This is a genomic window from Microvirga sp. BSC39 (assembly GCF_000739015.1).
Lineage (GTDB): Bacteria > Pseudomonadota > Alphaproteobacteria > Rhizobiales > Beijerinckiaceae > Microvirga.
Map to the genome: position 1 here is coordinate 36,949 of NZ_JPUG01000058.1, position 16,391 is coordinate 53,339.

At 62.7% G+C, this 16,391-nt stretch carries 14 protein-coding genes; 1 reads left to right on the forward strand and 13 read right to left on the reverse strand.

Annotation, left to right across the window (positions count from 1 at the left end):
* Window positions 1–206: 206 nt before the first annotated feature.
* The 8 genes from MA07_RS09445 to MA07_RS09480 form a co-directional block, all read right to left on the reverse strand.
* Complete coding sequence (locus MA07_RS09445) at window positions 207–806, reverse strand: NAD(P)H-dependent oxidoreductase (protein ID WP_036349841.1); 600 nt, start codon at window positions 804–806, stop codon at window positions 207–209.
* 10 nt (window positions 807–816) lie between these two features.
* On the reverse strand, window positions 817–1,437 hold the full coding sequence (locus MA07_RS09450) for an alkylhydroperoxidase domain protein (RefSeq protein WP_036349844.1): 621 nt from the start codon (window positions 1,435–1,437) through the stop codon (window positions 817–819).
* A gap of 14 nt (window positions 1,438–1,451) precedes the next feature.
* Window positions 1,452–2,117, reverse strand: coding sequence for a CMD domain protein (locus MA07_RS09455; protein WP_036349847.1), 666 nt, complete (start codon window positions 2,115–2,117; stop codon window positions 1,452–1,454).
* Window positions 2,118–2,152: 35 nt separating this feature from the next.
* On the reverse strand, window positions 2,153–3,199 hold the full coding sequence (locus MA07_RS09460; RefSeq protein ID WP_036349850.1) for a putative FMN-dependent luciferase-like monooxygenase: 1,047 nt from the start codon (window positions 3,197–3,199) through the stop codon (window positions 2,153–2,155).
* Between the two features lie 18 nt (window positions 3,200–3,217).
* Window positions 3,218–4,888 carry an ABC transporter ATP-binding protein gene (locus tag MA07_RS09465; protein ID WP_036349854.1) on the reverse strand — a complete coding sequence of 557 codons (1,671 nt, stop codon included), beginning with the start codon at window positions 4,886–4,888 and terminating at the stop codon, window positions 3,218–3,220.
* Complete coding sequence (locus MA07_RS09470) at window positions 4,885–5,796, reverse strand: ABC transporter permease (RefSeq protein WP_036349856.1); 912 nt, start codon at window positions 5,794–5,796, stop codon at window positions 4,885–4,887. The genes MA07_RS09465 and MA07_RS09470 overlap by 4 nt, the downstream gene beginning before the upstream one ends.
* Window positions 5,793–6,737: an ABC transporter permease gene (locus MA07_RS09475; protein ID WP_036349861.1), complete on the reverse strand. Its 945-nt coding sequence runs from the start codon at window positions 6,735–6,737 to the stop codon at window positions 5,793–5,795. The genes MA07_RS09470 and MA07_RS09475 overlap by 4 nt, the downstream gene beginning before the upstream one ends.
* A gap of 86 nt (window positions 6,738–6,823) precedes the next feature.
* Window positions 6,824–8,425: a TIGR04028 family ABC transporter substrate-binding protein gene (locus MA07_RS09480; protein ID WP_244445212.1), complete on the reverse strand. Its 1,602-nt coding sequence runs from the start codon at window positions 8,423–8,425 to the stop codon at window positions 6,824–6,826.
* A 365-nt stretch (window positions 8,426–8,790) separates the two neighbouring features.
* Here MA07_RS09480 and MA07_RS09485 point away from each other — a divergent pair, with 365 nt between their 5' ends.
* The gene (locus tag MA07_RS09485) at window positions 8,791–9,258 is read left to right on the forward strand and encodes an Lrp/AsnC family transcriptional regulator (protein WP_036349864.1); all 468 of its coding nucleotides are present in this window, start codon (window positions 8,791–8,793) and stop codon (window positions 9,256–9,258) included.
* A 324-nt stretch (window positions 9,259–9,582) separates the two neighbouring features.
* Here the strand turns inward: MA07_RS09485 and MA07_RS09490 are convergent, their stop codons facing one another.
* From MA07_RS09490 to MA07_RS09510, 5 genes are all read right to left on the reverse strand, one after another.
* Window positions 9,583–10,437, reverse strand: a complete 855-nt coding sequence (locus tag MA07_RS09490; protein WP_036349866.1) for a cyanophycinase — start codon at window positions 10,435–10,437, stop codon at window positions 9,583–9,585.
* 4 nt (window positions 10,438–10,441) lie between these two features.
* Window positions 10,442–11,311 carry an isoaspartyl peptidase/L-asparaginase family protein gene (locus MA07_RS09495; RefSeq protein WP_036349868.1) on the reverse strand — a complete coding sequence of 290 codons (870 nt, stop codon included), beginning with the start codon at window positions 11,309–11,311 and terminating at the stop codon, window positions 10,442–10,444.
* Window positions 11,308–14,196 (reverse strand): cyanophycin synthetase, encoded by a 2,889-nt coding sequence (cphA, locus tag MA07_RS09500; RefSeq protein WP_244445207.1) that lies wholly within the window; start codon window positions 14,194–14,196, stop codon window positions 11,308–11,310. The genes MA07_RS09495 and cphA overlap by 4 nt, the downstream gene beginning before the upstream one ends.
* Before the next feature lie 279 nt (window positions 14,197–14,475).
* Window positions 14,476–15,222: a Crp/Fnr family transcriptional regulator gene (locus MA07_RS09505; RefSeq protein ID WP_036349871.1), complete on the reverse strand. Its 747-nt coding sequence runs from the start codon at window positions 15,220–15,222 to the stop codon at window positions 14,476–14,478.
* Between the two features lie 504 nt (window positions 15,223–15,726).
* Window positions 15,727–16,095, reverse strand: coding sequence for a TSUP family transporter (locus MA07_RS09510; RefSeq protein WP_052002999.1), 369 nt, complete (start codon window positions 16,093–16,095; stop codon window positions 15,727–15,729).
* Between the last annotated feature and the right edge of the window lie 296 nt (window positions 16,096–16,391).

Genomic DNA, 16,391 nt, shown 5'->3' on the forward strand with positions numbered 1-16,391 from the left:
GGCCCCACGTCGATTGGGCCGATATCCGATAGGCCAGCTCGGCACATCAATGCTCCGTGTTCATCAGGACAGAATGCCGGCAAGCGACACAAAATCTTGGTCGCCGCAGTCCCACGTTCCCGACAAAGGCTCCTGTCGAGCAGATGGATGGCAGGTCGTCGTGCAGCTCTCACAACACTTGAGTGACAAACCGTTTTAGCGATCAGTCATTGTGCGGTGCGGGCAGGTTGAATGACGGCTTCCGCAACCCCCGCACGCTTCGAAATGAGGCGAGTGAGTTCGTGCGCCGCGCAATCAAGCCGTGCACGGATGCCCGCATCGGTTACGATGTGCCCGCCCTCGTCACCGCTTTCCTTGAAATCGGCCTCCGACGCATAGACTGCCGTCGGAACTATCAGGGCTGCAAAGAAGCCGAACAATGGTCGGAGAGCATACTCAACCATGAGCGCGTGGCGCAGCCCTCCCCCTGTTGCGGTGAGCGCTACCGGCTTGTCTGTCAGTCGCCCTGGATCGACAAAGTCGATCAGGTGCTTGAATAGGCCGGTATAGGCGCCCTTGTAGACTGGTGTGCCCACAATCAACGCATCTGCGCTCTCGATCTCGTCGATGATGCGCGCAGCTGGCAGCGGCAGATCGGCTCGTGCCAGTGCCGAGCCGAAGCCCGGACCAGCATCAAGGATATCGTAGACCCTCAGATCGACGGGTGCCCGGCGTCCGACTTCAGCACCGAGTGCCTCTGCCAGGACGCGGCTGCGTGAAGGCCGGCGAAGGTTGCCGCAAAAAATGACGACGCGCGGTCGGCTCATCGTTGTCTCCCTATCCGACCGCCCGAGCCTTTGCGGGTGGTGTCGGCTCGCCAAGAGAGAGCATCAGCCTATTCGCCCAGTTAAAGAAGGCTGCGCCATTGATGACGTCAACAATTTCCAGATCATCGAGCCCGGCCGCACGCAGCGCCTCAACCTGCCTGTGGTCGAACGCGATCGGCGTATTGGTCAATGCCACCGAGGCTGCAATGAGGGCGTTCCAGCGCCTGTCGATGTCCGTCCCGACGCCCTCGTCCAGGAGACGCTGAACGTCGTCCTTCCGCTTGGAGTATTGCGTGGCGAACCGGGAGTGAACGGACGCGCAGAAGATGCAGCCGTTGGCGCGTGAGGTGGCCGTTGCGGCGAGCTCACGCTCGGCGCGGGGAAGGCCGCTGCTCGTGTTGTAGAAGATGTCCTTGTCGGTCTTCGTTCGAGCCTGCAGGACATCGGGGTCACGGGCAAGCAGAAGGAAGTAAGGCGACTTGGCCCGGGACGCATCGACAAGACCGGCCCAGTGCGTTTCGGTCAGCTCCTCGACGAGAAATGGCTCGAGCCAGGGCAGCCAGCCCAGTTCGCCCTGCGTGAAGGCGGCGGGCTCGCGGTTGTCGGGATACGACAGCGTAATCTTGGGCATGAATACGTTCCTTTTCAAACGGTACCGGACGCGAGGACGCCCGTGAGGATTTGCGTAAACTCCGCATCAATGGGTGCGGCTGCGGACGCTCCCGCGACAGCCCGCAGACCTGCAACGACGCGGATCTGGAAGGACAGGAAGGACACGAGCTGTGACAGGGTGACAATGTCCGTGGTTGTCCAGCCGGCATCGAGGAGCTTCTGCAAGGCAGCCGGGCTTGCGTCCCGGGGATGGAAGACGAGCAGGTGCGCATGCTCGAGCACCGCAGTGAGCCGTGGTCCAAGACGATCTTTGTGCTCCGCGGAAACCCGATACTCCGGTCCCTCTACTTTCTCGATGGTGAGTGGACCCAGCGGATAGCGGCCATAGGGACCTTCAACGGAACCCCTGGCGATCTCCGCCTGGAGCGCTGCAGAAATTTCCGAGGAGCCAAGCGTCTGCAGATCTGCAGCGTAGAAGTCGACCAGATGCGGCTGACGATGGAGACCGGCCACAAAGGTCGCGACGGCGTAGCGCTCGAGCGCGGTGACGTCACCGGGGAACTCAGGCTGGAACAGCGCCAGATAGCTCTTCTGGGCGTTCTCCCGGGCTTGCGGCCGCTGATCGCGCAACCTGTCGAGGCTGGATCCCGGTCGGATTCCGGCAAGATGATCGATGACATCCGGTATGATGCTGCTCATGGTCTTCTCACATTGCGATTGTTGATGTGGCGGGCTCAACGCACGAGGGCGACGCGCTTCTGAGACTCTTCTGCAGGGTTTTGCCAGCCCAGGGCGGGAGCGACTTCGCTGGCGATGAGCTCGATCGACCGCAGGATGTATTCGTGCGGCGGATCCACCGAGTGGACCTGGAATACGAGGTCCGTCACCCGTGGCAGGGTGGTGTCGCGGCTTAAGGATTCGATCACGTCCTCGGGTGTGCCGACATGCGTGTCGAGGGCGGCGAGAATGTCCGCTAGGGTGTTACCCGAGATCACGTGTCCCTTGGCTGCAAAATCGGCCACAACACGGCGCAATCCCTTTTCCGCAAGACGCAAAGCCTCGTCCCTGCTGTCTGCAACGAACAGTGAACGGGAGGCGACGATCCGCGGCTCGCGCCCCTCCGGAAGCGCCTTGAGATAAGCGTCTATGATGGGATGCTGGATGTCGGCGAGAGTTGCCTGCGGTGCCTCCTCCGGCCGAGGCTGCGTGCGCGAGAGCATGAGACCGTCGCCAGCCTTTCCGGCGCGAATGCCTCCCCCGACGGAAAAGGTCGCCTGCCACACGCGGTCGTTCAAGCCCGGCGCAACGGGATAGAGGTATTCGCCGCCGTTCAGAGGTCGACCGTCCCAGGCGTCCCTAACGATGGCGAGACTTCGATCGTAAATCTCGGATCGATGGGCGCTGTCAAGCCCGAACGCCGTGAAGGACGACGGTGTGCCGCCTGTTCCAACGCCAACCTCAAGACGACCGCCGGACAGCAGGTCGAGCACGACTGTATCTTCCGCCACTCGGACCGGGTTCTCGAGCGGCAAGGTGATGATGCCGGTGCCAAGACGGATTCTCGAAGTCCGGGCCGCCACATGGGACAGGAAGACCAGAGGCGAAGGAAGACCACCTTCCGCCTCATGGAAATGGTGCTGGGCGACCCAAGCCGATCCGAACCCGTGTCGCTCCGCGTGGATGATCTGCTCTGCTGCAAGACGATAACGCTCGCCTGCGCTGGCCTCATCCAACAGGCGGGTGAAAAAGCCGAGCCGTTTACGCTGCGAAGATTTTGTCATCGGTTTGCTCCCCTTGATCTATGGGAATGAGTACTGGTTGCCATTGCGCTGTCCGGGAATCGCGCTGATGAGTTCGCGCGTGTAGGCGCTGCCCGGACGTTGGAACACGTCCTCGACGGGACCGATGTCGACTTGGCGTCCGTTGTGCAGGACCGAGACCGTGTCCGAGATTTGGCGGACCACTGCGAGGTCGTGGGAGATGAACAGGTATGTCAGCTCTAGGGCCCGCTGAAGCTCATCGAGAAGTGTCAGGATCTGGGCCTGCACGGTAACGTCGAGGGCTGACACGGCCTCGTCCAGCACCAGCACCTGCGGGTCGAGCACGAGCGCGCGGGCGATGGCAACGCGCTGCAGCTGCCCGCCCGACAGCGCATGAGGCCTGCGGGTCAGAACCGATTGAGGAAGACCGACCCGCTCGAGAATGGCCTGAACCTTCCTGGCCCGATCCTCCCGTGGCAGCGAACCGAAGTTTAAAAGTGGCTCCTCGATGATCTGGAAGATGGTCTGACGCGGATCGAGAGAGGTGAAGGGGTTCTGGTAGACAAGCTGGATTGTCTTGCGGAACCGGCGCAGGTTCTCGCCGCGCAAGCTCGTCACATCGATCCCGTCGACAAGGATGCGCCCTGTGGTGGGTTTTAGGAAGCCGACGATGCTGCGCGCGGTCGTCGTCTTGCCCGAGCCGGACTCGCCAACGATAGCATGGGTTGTTCCCCGTCGGACGGTGAAGGACACGTTGTCGACAGCTCGGAACACATCACGCCTGCCGACTGCGAAATCCTGCACAAGATTCTTGACTACGACGGCGTCGTCGCGCCCCACAAGTCGTGGGGACCTCTTCCGGGAGGCGGGACGGGTCTTGCCGAGGGAGGGCGCATCGGCCAGAAGCTTGCGTGTGTAGTCGCTGCGCGGCGAGGCTAGCACCTCCGCAGTCGGCCCCTCCTCTTGAATGCGCCCGCCTTTGAGCACGACGGTATGGTTTGCCCGGTCGGCCGCGACACCCAGGTCATGGGTTACCAGCAGCACAGCCGTGCCATATTCGCGGCGCAGCTCGTCGATCAGGTCGAGAATGCGCTTCTGCACCGTCACGTCGAGGGCACTGGTGGGCTCGTCGGCGATGATGAGTGCTGGGCGCAGGGCGACCGCGATGGCGATGAGGACGCGCTGGCGCATGCCGCCAGACAGCTCGTGGGGATATTGCTTGGCGCGTAGCTCGGGCTGAGAGAGGCCGACAAGTGCCAGAAGCTTGATTACCCGCTCGTCGATCTCCGCGCGGCTGCCCTGACGGTGGATCTGGAGCACTTCGGCGACTTGGGCGCCGATGGTCTTAACTGGGTTGAGCGAGCTCGTCGGATCCTGCGGGATCAGGGTGATCTTGCTGCCGCGGATGGTGTCGAGCTGCTTCTGCGACCAGCCTGCGATGTCCGCGCCATTGAGCCGCACCGCGCCGGCCTCCAACCTGCCGTTCTCGGCCAGCAGTCCGATCACGGCCTGCGCCATGGTGGTCTTTCCGGAGCCGGATTCCCCCACGAGCGCCACGACTTCGCCCGGACGCACCACGAGTGAAACCTCATGGACGACTCGCTGAAGCGCTTCATTGCCGAGATAGCCGACGGTGAGCTTGCTGATCTCGAGAACTGGCAGGTTGGAGACGTCCGTCGACACGGGCTTGATGTTGATCGTCGTAGTCATGCTCTGGCCTTCCCGAAGGATTGGCTGATGCGGTTCGCCGACAGGACGACGAGGATCACGACAACCCCGGGTACGGTCGTCAGCCACCAGGCCCGCGCGAGGTAGTTGCGCCCCTCAGCGATCAGCAGGCCCCATTCCGGCGTGGGAGGCGGCGCGCCGTAGCCGAGAAAGCCTAGGGTGGAGATCGTCAGGATGGCCCAGCCGAGCTGTAGGGCCGCGAAGGCAATCACGGAGGTGAGGGAGTTCGGCAGAATGTGGCGCAGCAGCACGCGGCTGAACGTCCCACCGCTTCCGAAAGCGGCTTCGACATAATCACTGGCGCGAACCCGGACCACCTCTGAGCGGGCGAGCCGCGCAAAGCTGGCGATCGACGTGATACCAACCGCGATGGCTGCATTTACGATGCCGAACCCGAGCAGAATGACGATGCTGAGCGACAGAAGAAGCTGCGGGATCGACAGAAGTACGTCGACGCAGCGCATAATGGCGACGTCAATCCTGCCGCGGGCCGATCCCGCGACGATGCCGAGGGTGGTGCCGACCACGAGGCCAACACCGACGGCCACGAGAGCTCCCGAGAGCGAGTTGCCGGCTCCGTAGATGATGCGGGCGAGGAGATCACGGCCCAGCGCATCGGTGCCGAGCCAATGCTCTGCGCTTGGCGCACGGAGCTGCTGACGTGCGACGCCGACAGTGGCGCTGTAGCTCGTGAACCATTGCGGGAATAGCGCCCAGAGCACAACGACGGCCATGACGGACCAGGACAGCACCAGGCCGGGCTGGATGCCTCTGAGAGGCTTCAGCCGGTGCGCAACCAATGACGTGTGCGTTGACGCCTTGGAGGCGCTTGCAGGGATGTCTGCATCATCGCGCAGCGAGCTGCGTCCGATCGTGTTCAGGCCGGTCATGCGGCAGCTCCTTGTCTCACTCTGAGGCGCGGATCGAAGACGGGGTAGAGCAGGTCCACCGTAAGATTGATGAGAACGAAGGCCGCCGCCGAGAACACGACAATCGCCTGGAGAACGGCGATGTCCTGATCGTTGACGGAACGCTGCGTCAGCCCGCCGAGGCCGTTGAGGCCGAACACCGCTTCCGTGACGACCGCGCCGGCCAGAAGCTCCCCGAACAGAATGCCCGCGATGGTGAGCGTCGGCAGGACGGCGTTCTTCGCCACATGCTTCCACAGGACCCAGCGATGGGAGGCTCCCTTAGCGCGGGCGACCGCCACGAAGGGCTCCGTCAGTACATGGTCGATATTGCGCATCAGGATCTGGGCGAGCGGCGCCGAAATCGGTACGGCCAGAGTCAACACGGGAAGGATCAGCGCCTGCCAGGGACCCGGATTGATGATCGGGATGAGCCTGAGCTGAAATGAGAAGATCTGGATCAGCAGGATCCCGAGCCAGAACACGGGCGTAGAGATGAAGAGCGCGGGAATGGACTGGATGAAGGACCGCAGCCATGAGAAGGGAGATAGCACCGAGAGCGCCGCGAACGTGATCGCCAGGACGAGCGACAGCAAAAAGCCGAGGGTCCCAAGCCACAGGGTCTGCGGCAGGTTGGCGAGGATCAGGTCGCCGACAGGAACGCCCGCATGAATAGAATAGCCGAAATTCCCAGTAAGGAAGTTCAATGCGGTGTGAACATACTGCACGACCAGCGGACTGTCCGCCCCATAGGACGTTCGGATGTCGGCGATCTGCTCCGGCCCCAGGCCGAGTTCGGGATTGAGGAACTTGATGAGGATGGCATCGCCCGGCAGAGCCTGCAGCAGGACGAAGGACACGGTGAACGCCGCCCAAAGCACGAGAGCCGCCTGCCCGATCCTTCCGATCACATATCCCGACATGAGGAATCCTGTTCTGAATTAAGACGATTTATTGCAGGCCGGCCGGTCATGGTTCGTCTGCGACATCCGGCCGATCTGAAGGTTCCTCAGCGGCGCGGGGCCAACCAGGTGCTGTAGAAGCTGGGACGGCCCACCGCTTCGAAAGACACACCCTTTACGTAAGGCGCGGCGGCGAAGGCTTGCGGCTCCTCGAAAATCGGAATGGCATAAGCCTGATCGATCACGTAGTTCTGGACCTCACCCGCGATTGCGAGGCGCTTGGCGCGATCCGGTTCGGAGGCGAGCTGGTCCAGGAGCGTATTCAACCTCTCGTCGAGGAAGGACTGCACCTTGTCGCTGTTTCCGCCCTTCTGCAGCAGGACGTTGCGGTTGGTCGGGTAGTATTGGCTCTTAATCACGTCGGGATCGGCCCTCCCGACCATCGCGGGAGAAACAGGCGCCTTGGCGGGATCAAGGTTGTTCACCACGGCACTGCCCGAGTCGGCGGTCAGCACGTTGAGCTTCACGCCAACCTTTTCCCATTGCTGGGTGATGAGTTGCAGCATCTCCTTGTTCTGCGGCTGCGGCAGGGACTCGTAGGCCGAGAGTTCCAGCGTCTGGCCGTCCTTCTGGCGCCGTCCGTTCGCCCCGACCTTCCAGCCAGCTTCGTCGAGCAGCGCTTTAGCCTTCTCAACGTCGTAGGACAGCTTCTGCGAGAGATCGACATAACCTGATGCCGTCTTGGCGATGATCGAGGTCGCCTTCGGGTAATTGTCGGAGAACAAGGTCGAGACGATCTCGTCCGTATTGGTGGCGTGCAGCAGCGCGCGCCGGACACGGACATCGGCGACGAGCGGGTTGTCGGGGCGGAACACGACGCTGTTGTTCACACCGCGCGTCGAGGGTGCGTAGATCAGGTAGCCCTCGTCCTCGACCTGCTTCTCGTCATAGGCCTGGATCTGGCGGATGACGTCGGCCTGCCCAGCCAGCAGCGCCCCGATGCGCACGCTGTCCTCCGGCGTGAGGATGTATTTGATCTCGTCGAGATAGGGGCGGCCCTGGTGCTCGAGCTTCGTCGGGCCCCAGTTGTAGTCAGGACGGGCCGTGAGCGTGAGTTCTCGCCCGAGCGTCTCGCTTGCAACGACGAACGGACCCGAGCCGATGATCTTCGTGGCATCGCCGAGCGCTTCATAAGGCAGCGCGAGCGTCTTCAGAGACACGAGACCGGAGCCGATCACGGACGTGCCTTGCAGGAAACCGGGCGAAGGCTTCTTGAAGATGAACCTTACCGTCTGCGGATCGATGACCTCGCTGCGGTCGTAGTTGTTGATGACCTCCGAGACCGGTAGCTTCAGCTCCTTGTTGCCGCGCCCGAACGTGTCGTAGTTCCTGGCCACGGCAGCAGCGTCGAGCGGCGTGCCATCAGAGAACGTAACACCTGTTCGAACCTTGAAGGTGTACTCCGTCGCCTCCGCGTTCACCGTCCACGATTCGGCGATCCACGGCTCGATCTCGAGCGTCTTGGGGTTCTGATAGGTCAGCTTGTCGGTAATCTGGTTAAGGATCCCGCCATTGGGGTAGAAGCCGCCCGCAGGGGGATACAGGTTCGTGTGGCTCTGCTGCTCGAGATAGACCAGCGTTCCGCCCCTAGCAGGCTTGTCATCCGAGCCTGCCGCCTGTGCTGCTCCCCATACGCTCGCCTCCGCCAGGAGCGTGCCTCCGAGTAAGACCGCTAGACCGGCCGTCTTCCTAAAGTGTCGAATGTCGAACACGTCGATCCCCTTGCATGGTTGGACGAACAACCCCTGAATTATCAGGGCCAGAACATGCAAAATGCAACGGGAACGTTCTTTTTTTAGAACGAGCTATATAGAGATATTCTTCTACAAACGCCTACTTCGGAGGGAATTTTTGTTCTTGGTTGAGGGAGATCCCTTGTTCGGAATGAGGTTGACACTTTAACATGACTTGAAAAGAGAATTTTGTTCTATATAAAGAACAATTCGGACCAGCTTGGTGGGACTCCATCAGCTAATCCCGTGGAATCCTTGTTTCACGCTCACCGGGGTCTGACATGGATGCTACAGATATCAAGATCCTGATGCTGCTGCAGGAAAACGCCGATATTTCCATTGCTGACCTCGCCCAAAGGGTGAACTTGTCTCAGACGCCATGCTGGAAGCGTGTGCAGCGTTTGGAAGCAACAGGTGTAATTCAGAAGCGGGTCGCGCTGGTAGATCCTGAGAAGGTGGGTCTGGGGCTTACGGTTTTTGTATCAATCGAAATCGCCGATCATTCCGGGCAGGGTTTGCAGCAATTTGCCGATACGGTTCTAGCTATGCCGGAAGTAATAGAGTTCTACCGGATGGCAGGAGATGTAGATTATCTGCTTCGCGTGGTGGTGTCCGACATGGGCGCCTACGACGCTTTCTACAAACGTCTCATTGATGCAGTCCCGCTCAAGAATGTGACTTCCCGCTTCGCAATGCAGCGGGTGAAATCCACGACGGCCTATGTCTTAACGCCAAGCATCGGGCGCTAAACCAAAGACCAAGCTCCTTGCTATCCATGTTCCGCCTGGTGATGGAATGTCTCCTTTGGGTCGATGCTGTTGAAAAACTCCGCAACTGTCGGTTTCGCGTTGTCAGCATACAGGATGCTGGGCCTGATCTCGCACGCTGACGCTCGTAGTAGATGAGGAACCAGCCCTCAAGAATTTTTCAATGGCATCGGCCGATCGGAGAAGTAGGGCCGAACAAAGGAGGATCTGTCTTCATGTCAGAATGAGACCTTTCCTGCCGAACTGGCTCCTCCGATGATTGTCATCGCTGGAGTCGCTCCCTCACCGAGATCGACCGCTTCCAGCTCAGCCGGCAGCGTGCGCCTCGATGGCGTGGCTGACCGTGACGTCCAGCACCACAGCTGGGCGCCGTTTGGCTAGGTCGAAGGAGTCGCCTGCGCTCAGCACGTGCAGGCGGATGTCGTACATGGACAGCGCCCGCTCGGGCCGGGCCTCGGCGATGTTGGAATGCGTCACACCGGCCCCGTCGGCCACGTAGACGCAGCCGTTCCCGATCACCTCGAAGCGGCTGTCCTGGAGAACCAGCGCCGTGTCCTCGTCAATCCCGATGCCGAGTTCGCGCGGGTTGTGCGCCACCGCCCCGAACAGCCGCCCGAACCGGCCGCGCTCAGCGAAGTGCTGGTCGATGATCACGTCCCGCACCAGGCCGAGACCGGGGGCCATGTGCAGGTCGCCGATCTTGTAGGACTCGCCGCTCGTTCCCTTGACCAGCATGGTTTCGCTCATCATCGAGGCGCCCGCGGAAGTTCCGGCGATCACGCCGCCGCGCTCGTGGATCTCGCGCACGCGCTGCTCGACGGGCGTATCCCCGATCTGGCTTGAGATCCGCAACTGGTCGCCGCCGGAGAAGAACACGCCTGCCGCACCGTCGAACAGGCGCAGCTTCTCCGGATCGAGCGTCTCCGCCCTGTCGTTCACGTAGAGCTCGACCAGATCCTCAATTCCGAGATCGGCAAAGGCCTTCTGGTAGGTCTCGAAGTAGCCCTCCGGCTGGTGTGAGGCCACTGTGGCCAGGACGAGCTTGCCGCCGTTCAGATGCCGCGCGACCTCGCGCAGGATCACGCGCTCACCCTCCCTGTCCTCGCCGCCGCCGATGATGATCAACGGTCCTCCGGACCTCTTGCTGCCATGGTCTGCCATGCCGTCACTCCTCATCCTGGCGCAGGCGGACCAAGGGAGTGCGCATGCTGTCCGTTACCCAGGCGACCGCGAAATGCGAGCTGTTGTGCGCCCAGCCCACCCGCCCAACACGGTCGAGAACGATCCCGCCAGCCTCTCCCCCAACCCTTGCGAGGTGTGTCAGCGAGGCCTCAACGGCAGCCTGCGGGAGCTGACTACCCTCAAGCGCCTGCATGACGCGGGCGGCGAGCAGGGTTCTGGCGATGCATTCGCCGTCTCCGGAGAAAGCCACGCCCCCGACCTGATCATCCGCGTAGAAGCCGCAGCCCGGCAGCGGGGAGTCCCCGACCCGCCCTGGCAGGGTCTCGTCCAGGCCTCCGGTCGACGTGCCGGCCGCAATCCTGCCGGAGGTGTCCAGGGCCACGCAGCCCACCGTGTCATGATCGTGTGTTTTCCTGTCTGGGCCGTCCGAGCCGGGTAGGATCAGCTCCCCCGGCTCGCAGAGTTCGGCCCCGTGTGCAACAGCGAAGCGGCGCGCCCCCTCGCCCACCAGCAGGGTCGGCGGTTCGGCAAGCATCCGCCGCGCGATGGAAATGGGATGGCGCACGCCCTGGATCGCGGCGACCGCGCCAAGGGAGAGGCTGCTCCCATCCATCATTGCGGCATCCATCTCGACCTCACCGTCAGCGTTCAGGTCGGAGCCGTATCCTGCGTTGAAGGTGGGGTCGCTCTCCAGGATCCGGATCGCGGCTTCGACGGCGTCCACGGCTGACCCACCCTGCTCCAGGATGGCCTGGCCTGCCGCAACAGCCTCAAGGCATCCGCGCCGGTTGGCATCCTCCTGGTCCGGGGCGATCTCCTTGGCACCGCCATGGACGATGAGGACCCAGGTCACGCGGTTCTCCGCCCGATGTCCGTTCCGTCGCTTCGCCTGTCGATTTCCACGTCGAAGCGCGCTTCGGGCGGCACGCGGAAGTCGAGCACCTGCTGCCACATCGCCTCGACCTCGGTCGGCGTGAGCACCACTAGGTCCCCCTGGCGTGCCATGTCGAGGCACACAGGGGCGGCGTCCTCCTCGTTCATGACCCGGCGGATGCGGTCCTCGGGAAAGCCCGCCGCGAGCGCCCCCTCGACGAGGAGTTCGACGATCTCGCCCGGCTTGCGCCCCCGCCGCGCCGGGTCCTCCCGGAACACGATATCGTCGAAGTAGCGCGTTGCGAGTGCGCCCATCTCGAGGATGTCTTCGTCCCGGCGATCGCCCGGAATGTTGATCATGCCGATCACGCGCCGGTGCCGCGGGCGCATCTTCAGGATGAGGTCTCCGAGCGCCTGAAGACCGGCCGGGTTGTGGGCGTAGTCCAGGATTACGCGGAAGCCATGGCCATCGAACACGTTGAGGCGTCCCGGATTGTGCTCGAACGAGGTGGTATAGGTCGAGAGGGCCCTGCGAATGACGGCGGGAGGCACACCCTGCGCATAGGCCATTGCAATGGCGCCGAGGGCATTCTGCACGTTGAACTCCGCAAGTCCATCGAAGGTCGCCGGGATCTCCGCGGTTGGCATCAGGTGCATTGGGTCTCCGTCATCGTGGATGATGATGTCGCCGCCTGAGGCTCGCCCGGACTCACGCACTACCGCAAGCCCACCGGCATCAATGTGCTCGCGCAGGAAGTCCGGCATGTCGGAACTCCCGCGAAGGGAGAAGTAGGCGATCCGGCCGCCGGCCCGCCGGCGCATGCTGACGCACATGGGATCGTCGGCGTTGAGGATGCTGGTGCCGTTGCGGTGCACGGCCTCGACGACCACCGACTTCACCCAGGCGAGATCCTCAATGGTCTCGATACCCTTAAGGCCGAGATGATCCGGCTGGACATTGGTGACGAGGCCAATGTCGGCCTCCGGGAAGCCGAGGCCCTCGCGCAGGATGCCGCCGCGGGCCGTTTCCAGCACCGCCACGTCGATGGTCGGTTCCCGCAGCACCGCACGGGCACTCCACGGGCCTGAGGCGTCGGCCTCCACGATCCTTCTGCCATTTATGTAGATGCCCGTCGTCGAGGTCATCCCCACGCACATCCCATGGGCCTGCATGATGTGCCCGACCATACGGGCCGTCGTCGACTTGCCGTTCGTGCCGGTGATCGCGAGGATCGGGATGCGGGTCGGGGTCCCGCGCGGGAAAAGCATCTCGATCACTGGACGCGCCACGTTGCGAGGCCGCCCTTGCGAGGGCTGCAGGTGCATGCGGAAGCCGGGAGCCGCGTTGACCTCGATGATCCCGCCGCCGGTCTCATGCACGGAGCGGGAGATGTCCGGCGCGATGAAGTCGATGCCCGCGATGTCGAGGCCAATGGTTCGCGCCGCCCGGCGGGCGATCATGGCATTGTCGGGATGGATGTCGTCGGTGCGGTCGATGGCTGTACCGCCCGTGGACAGGTTCGCCGTGTCGCACAGGTACACGACCTGCCCTCTCGCCGGGATACTGTCGATGCCCAGCCCCGCCTTGGCGAGCACACCCTGGACGTGGCTGTCGAGCCGGATCCGGGTCATGACGGTCTCATGACCTTCGCCTCGGCGGGGATCCCGGTTCACCTCCTCGACGAGCTCAGCGATGCTGCGGCTCCCATCACCCACCACGTGGGCGGGCACGCGTTCGGCGACGGCGATCACCTCGCCGTTCACCACCAGGATACGGTGGTCGCGTCCCTGGAACTGCTGCTCGACGATGACGCGCCGGCCGTGCCGGGCGGCCTCGTCGAAACCGTCGCGGACGGCCTCAGGTGTGGTGAGACCGATGCTCACGCCACGTCCGTGGTTGCCATCGAGTGGTTTGGTCACGACGGGATAGCTGATGCGGCTGGCCTCGCGCACGGCGTCGTCGGCCCGGCGCACGATCACGCCGCGAGGAACCGGAAGACCGGCATCCCTGAGGAGTTGCTTGGTCAGGTCCTTGTCGCCCGCCGCGTCCGTGGCGATCTGGCTGGTCTGGCTCGTGATGCTGGCGCGGATGCGCTTCTGGTGCCGTCCCGTTCCGAGTTGCACCAGGCTCTTGTCGTCCAAACGTATGGCGGGGATCCCCCGGCGCTCGGCTTCGCGCACGAGAGATTGGGTGGTCGGGCCAAGGGCGACGCGGCGATGCTGGCGCCGGAGCTGGTCGAGCGCCGCATCCAGGTCGAATGCGCCATTGCGCGTGATCGGATCCTCCGACTCGCAGATGCGGTCAAGCCCCGTGATGCCGCGCAGGCCTGTCGGCAGAAGCGAGTCCACAAGTTGCAGGGCTAGGCGCCCGGCGAGCTGGCCCACCGTTTCCTCCTGGTAGGCGAACATCACGTTGTAGACGCCGGGCTTGCCCTTCACGGATCGCGTCTTGCCACGCGTCACGCGAGGGCCGATGAGCGACTGGAGTTCAAGCGCCACATGCTCGGCCACATGGCCGAGCCATGTGCCGTCTTCCAGCCGCCGCACGAACCCGCCAGGCTCCTTGTACGAGCACCCGTGCCGGCCAAGCCCGGGCAGCAGCGCCAGGAGCGCCTCGTTGAAGCCCGGAATTCGATTGGACGGCCATTCCTCCAGCGCTCCGAGATCGACCTGAATGCGGATCATGGGCATCGATGCGAAGAGGTTGGCGCCGCGATAGACGCCCCGCTCACCAACCCGCATCGGCGGACCGGAAGGTGCTAACGATGGCTGCTCCGACCCTGCGGGAACGACAGCGCCCGCGTCGGATCGGTCCAGCGTGCCTGAGGATTTGGCGTTCGGGGTGTCCGCTGTATCACGGATCATGCTGTTGGCTCCAAGTGGGCGTTCGCCGGCACGAGAGAGCGTACACCGTCCGCGAGACGCAAACGGGCTCATACCGAGGCTAAGGGCTGTAGGGCTGTCCAGGGTAAGACGCCTGGGTGCATACAAACCTTGGCGCCCCCACCTATGTTCCCGTGTCCCGCAATTAAAAGGATGTTCGTATGCAGGCTTACCCGGATCGGAGGCTCACCGGGACGATGCGCGCGGGTGTCGCAATTGATCGCTCAGTCGGTGCCACCCGCATGGGTTCAACGGAGAGGGTCATGCGGCGGTCGCCTCGTGTTTCAGGTGCAGGTAGGTCGGCTCGAAGTCACCTGCCTGCATCAACTTCTCCCAGGCGAGAATGTTCAGCCGGTCGCCCTTCAAGTCAATGAGGCCTTCGGCCCTCATCTCCTGAAGAACCCGGTTGACGTGCACCGTCGTGATGCCGAGCGCGTCGCCGATCTCGGCCTGAGTGATCGGCCATTTGCAGCTATAGCCGTCGCTCAGCCCCACCGCCCGCAGGCGGACCATCATCTCGCACAGGAGGTGAGCCATGCGCGGATAGGACTCGCGCTGCCCGATGCTGGTCATCCACTCCCGGAAGATTGCTCCATCGATGAGGGTTTCGCGCCAGAAGGCCCGTGCGATGCGGTACTGGCGCTCGCACAGCTTGTCCAAGACCTCATGGGTGATGAACCCCACGCTGCACGGGGTGAGAGTGCTGAGGCTGTTGTCCAGCACCTGAAGGTGCAGGCTCTGTAGGTCTGGAATATCGCCGGGGATGTTGAAGTTGTGGATCTGGCGCTTGCCGTCTCCGGTCATCTTGTACATGCAGGTGAAGCCACTCAGGATCAGGCAGGACCGGGAGGGGCGATCCCCCACTCGCACGATGTCCTGGTTCTCTTTGAGAGCCACGATCTGCATCGGCAAGGCCTCAAGCGCCTGACGCTCTTCGTCTGTAAGCGTGAGGATGCTTTCCAGCTTGCGGATGAGGATGGCAGTCGTGAAAGGATGAGTGGCGTCCATCAGGGCGCTCCCCTGCTTGACAGGCGGGAGCACACGTATCTCTCAGCTATCAGCACCTATAATCAATTGCTGATAATAGTTCCACTATATCACATGGATAATCTTATGTATCAAATCTATGTTAGTTTTGCTTCGCGAATTTTCTTCTAGACGGAAAAACTTAGCTCTTCTTTGTTCTTCCAAGGGAAATCAATGCCTCGCTCTTACTTTGATGTGCGGGAAGGAACGCGCTTCATCACTGATGAGGACGGCTTGGAGTTTGGGAGCCTTGATGCCGCCGAGTACGTAGCTGCCTGCACGGCGGCTGAGATTGGGCGGCATCGGCTGCCGACGAGCGACACCCGTGAAATCACGGTCGAGGTCAGGAACGAGCATCGCCAGCGAATGCTGACCATCACGGTATCGATGCATGTTGACCGGGTCGATCCGGAGCCGCTCCCCCGGGCTCAGGGGAGTAATGAAGGCCGTGAATTGCGCGTAACGTTCTTTACGGAATGTCAGCGATCAGTAGACGCCGAGCATCTTGAGGCCGGCGATGACCAGCACCACGCCGAAAGCCTTGAGGATCGCCGGGCGGGCCAGCTTGATCCCGAGCGTCGTGCCCATCAAAGCGCCCAGGAACACTGCGCCAGCATAGAGCGGGAGCTCAGCCGGAAGTGCCTGCACGGAAGCGATGTTGCCCAAGAATCCGGCGGTCGAGTTGCACAGGATGAAGGCGGCTGCGACGCCTGAGGCCGTGCGGGCCGCGGACCAGCCTATGAAGAGCAACAAGGGCGACAGGAAGATGCCGCCGCCCGTTCCCGTCAGGCCCGACAGCAGGCCGATGCCCCAGCTTAGGGGGATGTCTCTGCTGTCCCGCGCGATCTTCGTCATCCCCGGCCACAGGAGACGGGCGGCGTGGCCGCGATATAGGCCGACGCACCGGCATGACTGACAGAGGTGTAGAGGGTTGCTCCGAGGAACATGCACAGAGCAAGGAGCAACTCGGCAGTGGCACGAAGGTGCATCGAAGGAACCTAGCCGCGACGAGGCTCCCACACCAGCTTTCCCATGACGTCAGCCGCCTGTCATGCTCATCATCACAAATGTGGGGATTGGGTCGATGCTGTCCAAAAAGTCCTGAGGGCTGGTTCCTCCATCTATTACTAGCGCCAGAGTGCGAGATCAGG

Excerpts from the sequence above, each read along its gene's own strand:
- MA07_RS09475 (WP_036349861.1), bottom strand. The coding sequence starts at position 6,737 with ATGTCGGGATATGTGATCGGAAGGATCGGGCAGGCGGCTCTCGTGCTT.
- MA07_RS09485 (WP_036349864.1), top strand. The coding sequence starts at position 8,791 with ATGGATGCTACAGATATCAAGATCCTGATGCTGCTGCAGGAAAACGCC.
- MA07_RS09470 (WP_036349856.1), bottom strand. The coding sequence starts at position 5,796 with ATGACCGGCCTGAACACGATCGGACGCAGCTCGCTGCGCGATGATGCA.
- MA07_RS09445 (WP_036349841.1), bottom strand. The coding sequence starts at position 806 with ATGAGCCGACCGCGCGTCGTCATTTTTTGCGGCAACCTTCGCCGGCCT.
- cphA (WP_244445207.1), bottom strand. The coding sequence starts at position 14,196 with ATGATCCGTGATACAGCGGACACCCCGAACGCCAAATCCTCAGGCACG.
- MA07_RS09510 (WP_052002999.1), bottom strand. The coding sequence starts at position 16,095 with ATGACGAAGATCGCGCGGGACAGCAGAGACATCCCCCTAAGCTGGGGC.
- MA07_RS09450 (WP_036349844.1), bottom strand. The coding sequence starts at position 1,437 with ATGCCCAAGATTACGCTGTCGTATCCCGACAACCGCGAGCCCGCCGCC.
- MA07_RS09490 (WP_036349866.1), bottom strand. The coding sequence starts at position 10,437 with ATGGCAGACCATGGCAGCAAGAGGTCCGGAGGACCGTTGATCATCATC.
- MA07_RS09505 (WP_036349871.1), bottom strand. The coding sequence starts at position 15,222 with ATGGACGCCACTCATCCTTTCACGACTGCCATCCTCATCCGCAAGCTG.
- MA07_RS09460 (WP_036349850.1), bottom strand. The coding sequence starts at position 3,199 with ATGACAAAATCTTCGCAGCGTAAACGGCTCGGCTTTTTCACCCGCCTG.
- MA07_RS09455 (WP_036349847.1), bottom strand. The coding sequence starts at position 2,117 with ATGAGCAGCATCATACCGGATGTCATCGATCATCTTGCCGGAATCCGA.
- MA07_RS09465 (WP_036349854.1), bottom strand. The coding sequence starts at position 4,888 with ATGACTACGACGATCAACATCAAGCCCGTGTCGACGGACGTCTCCAAC.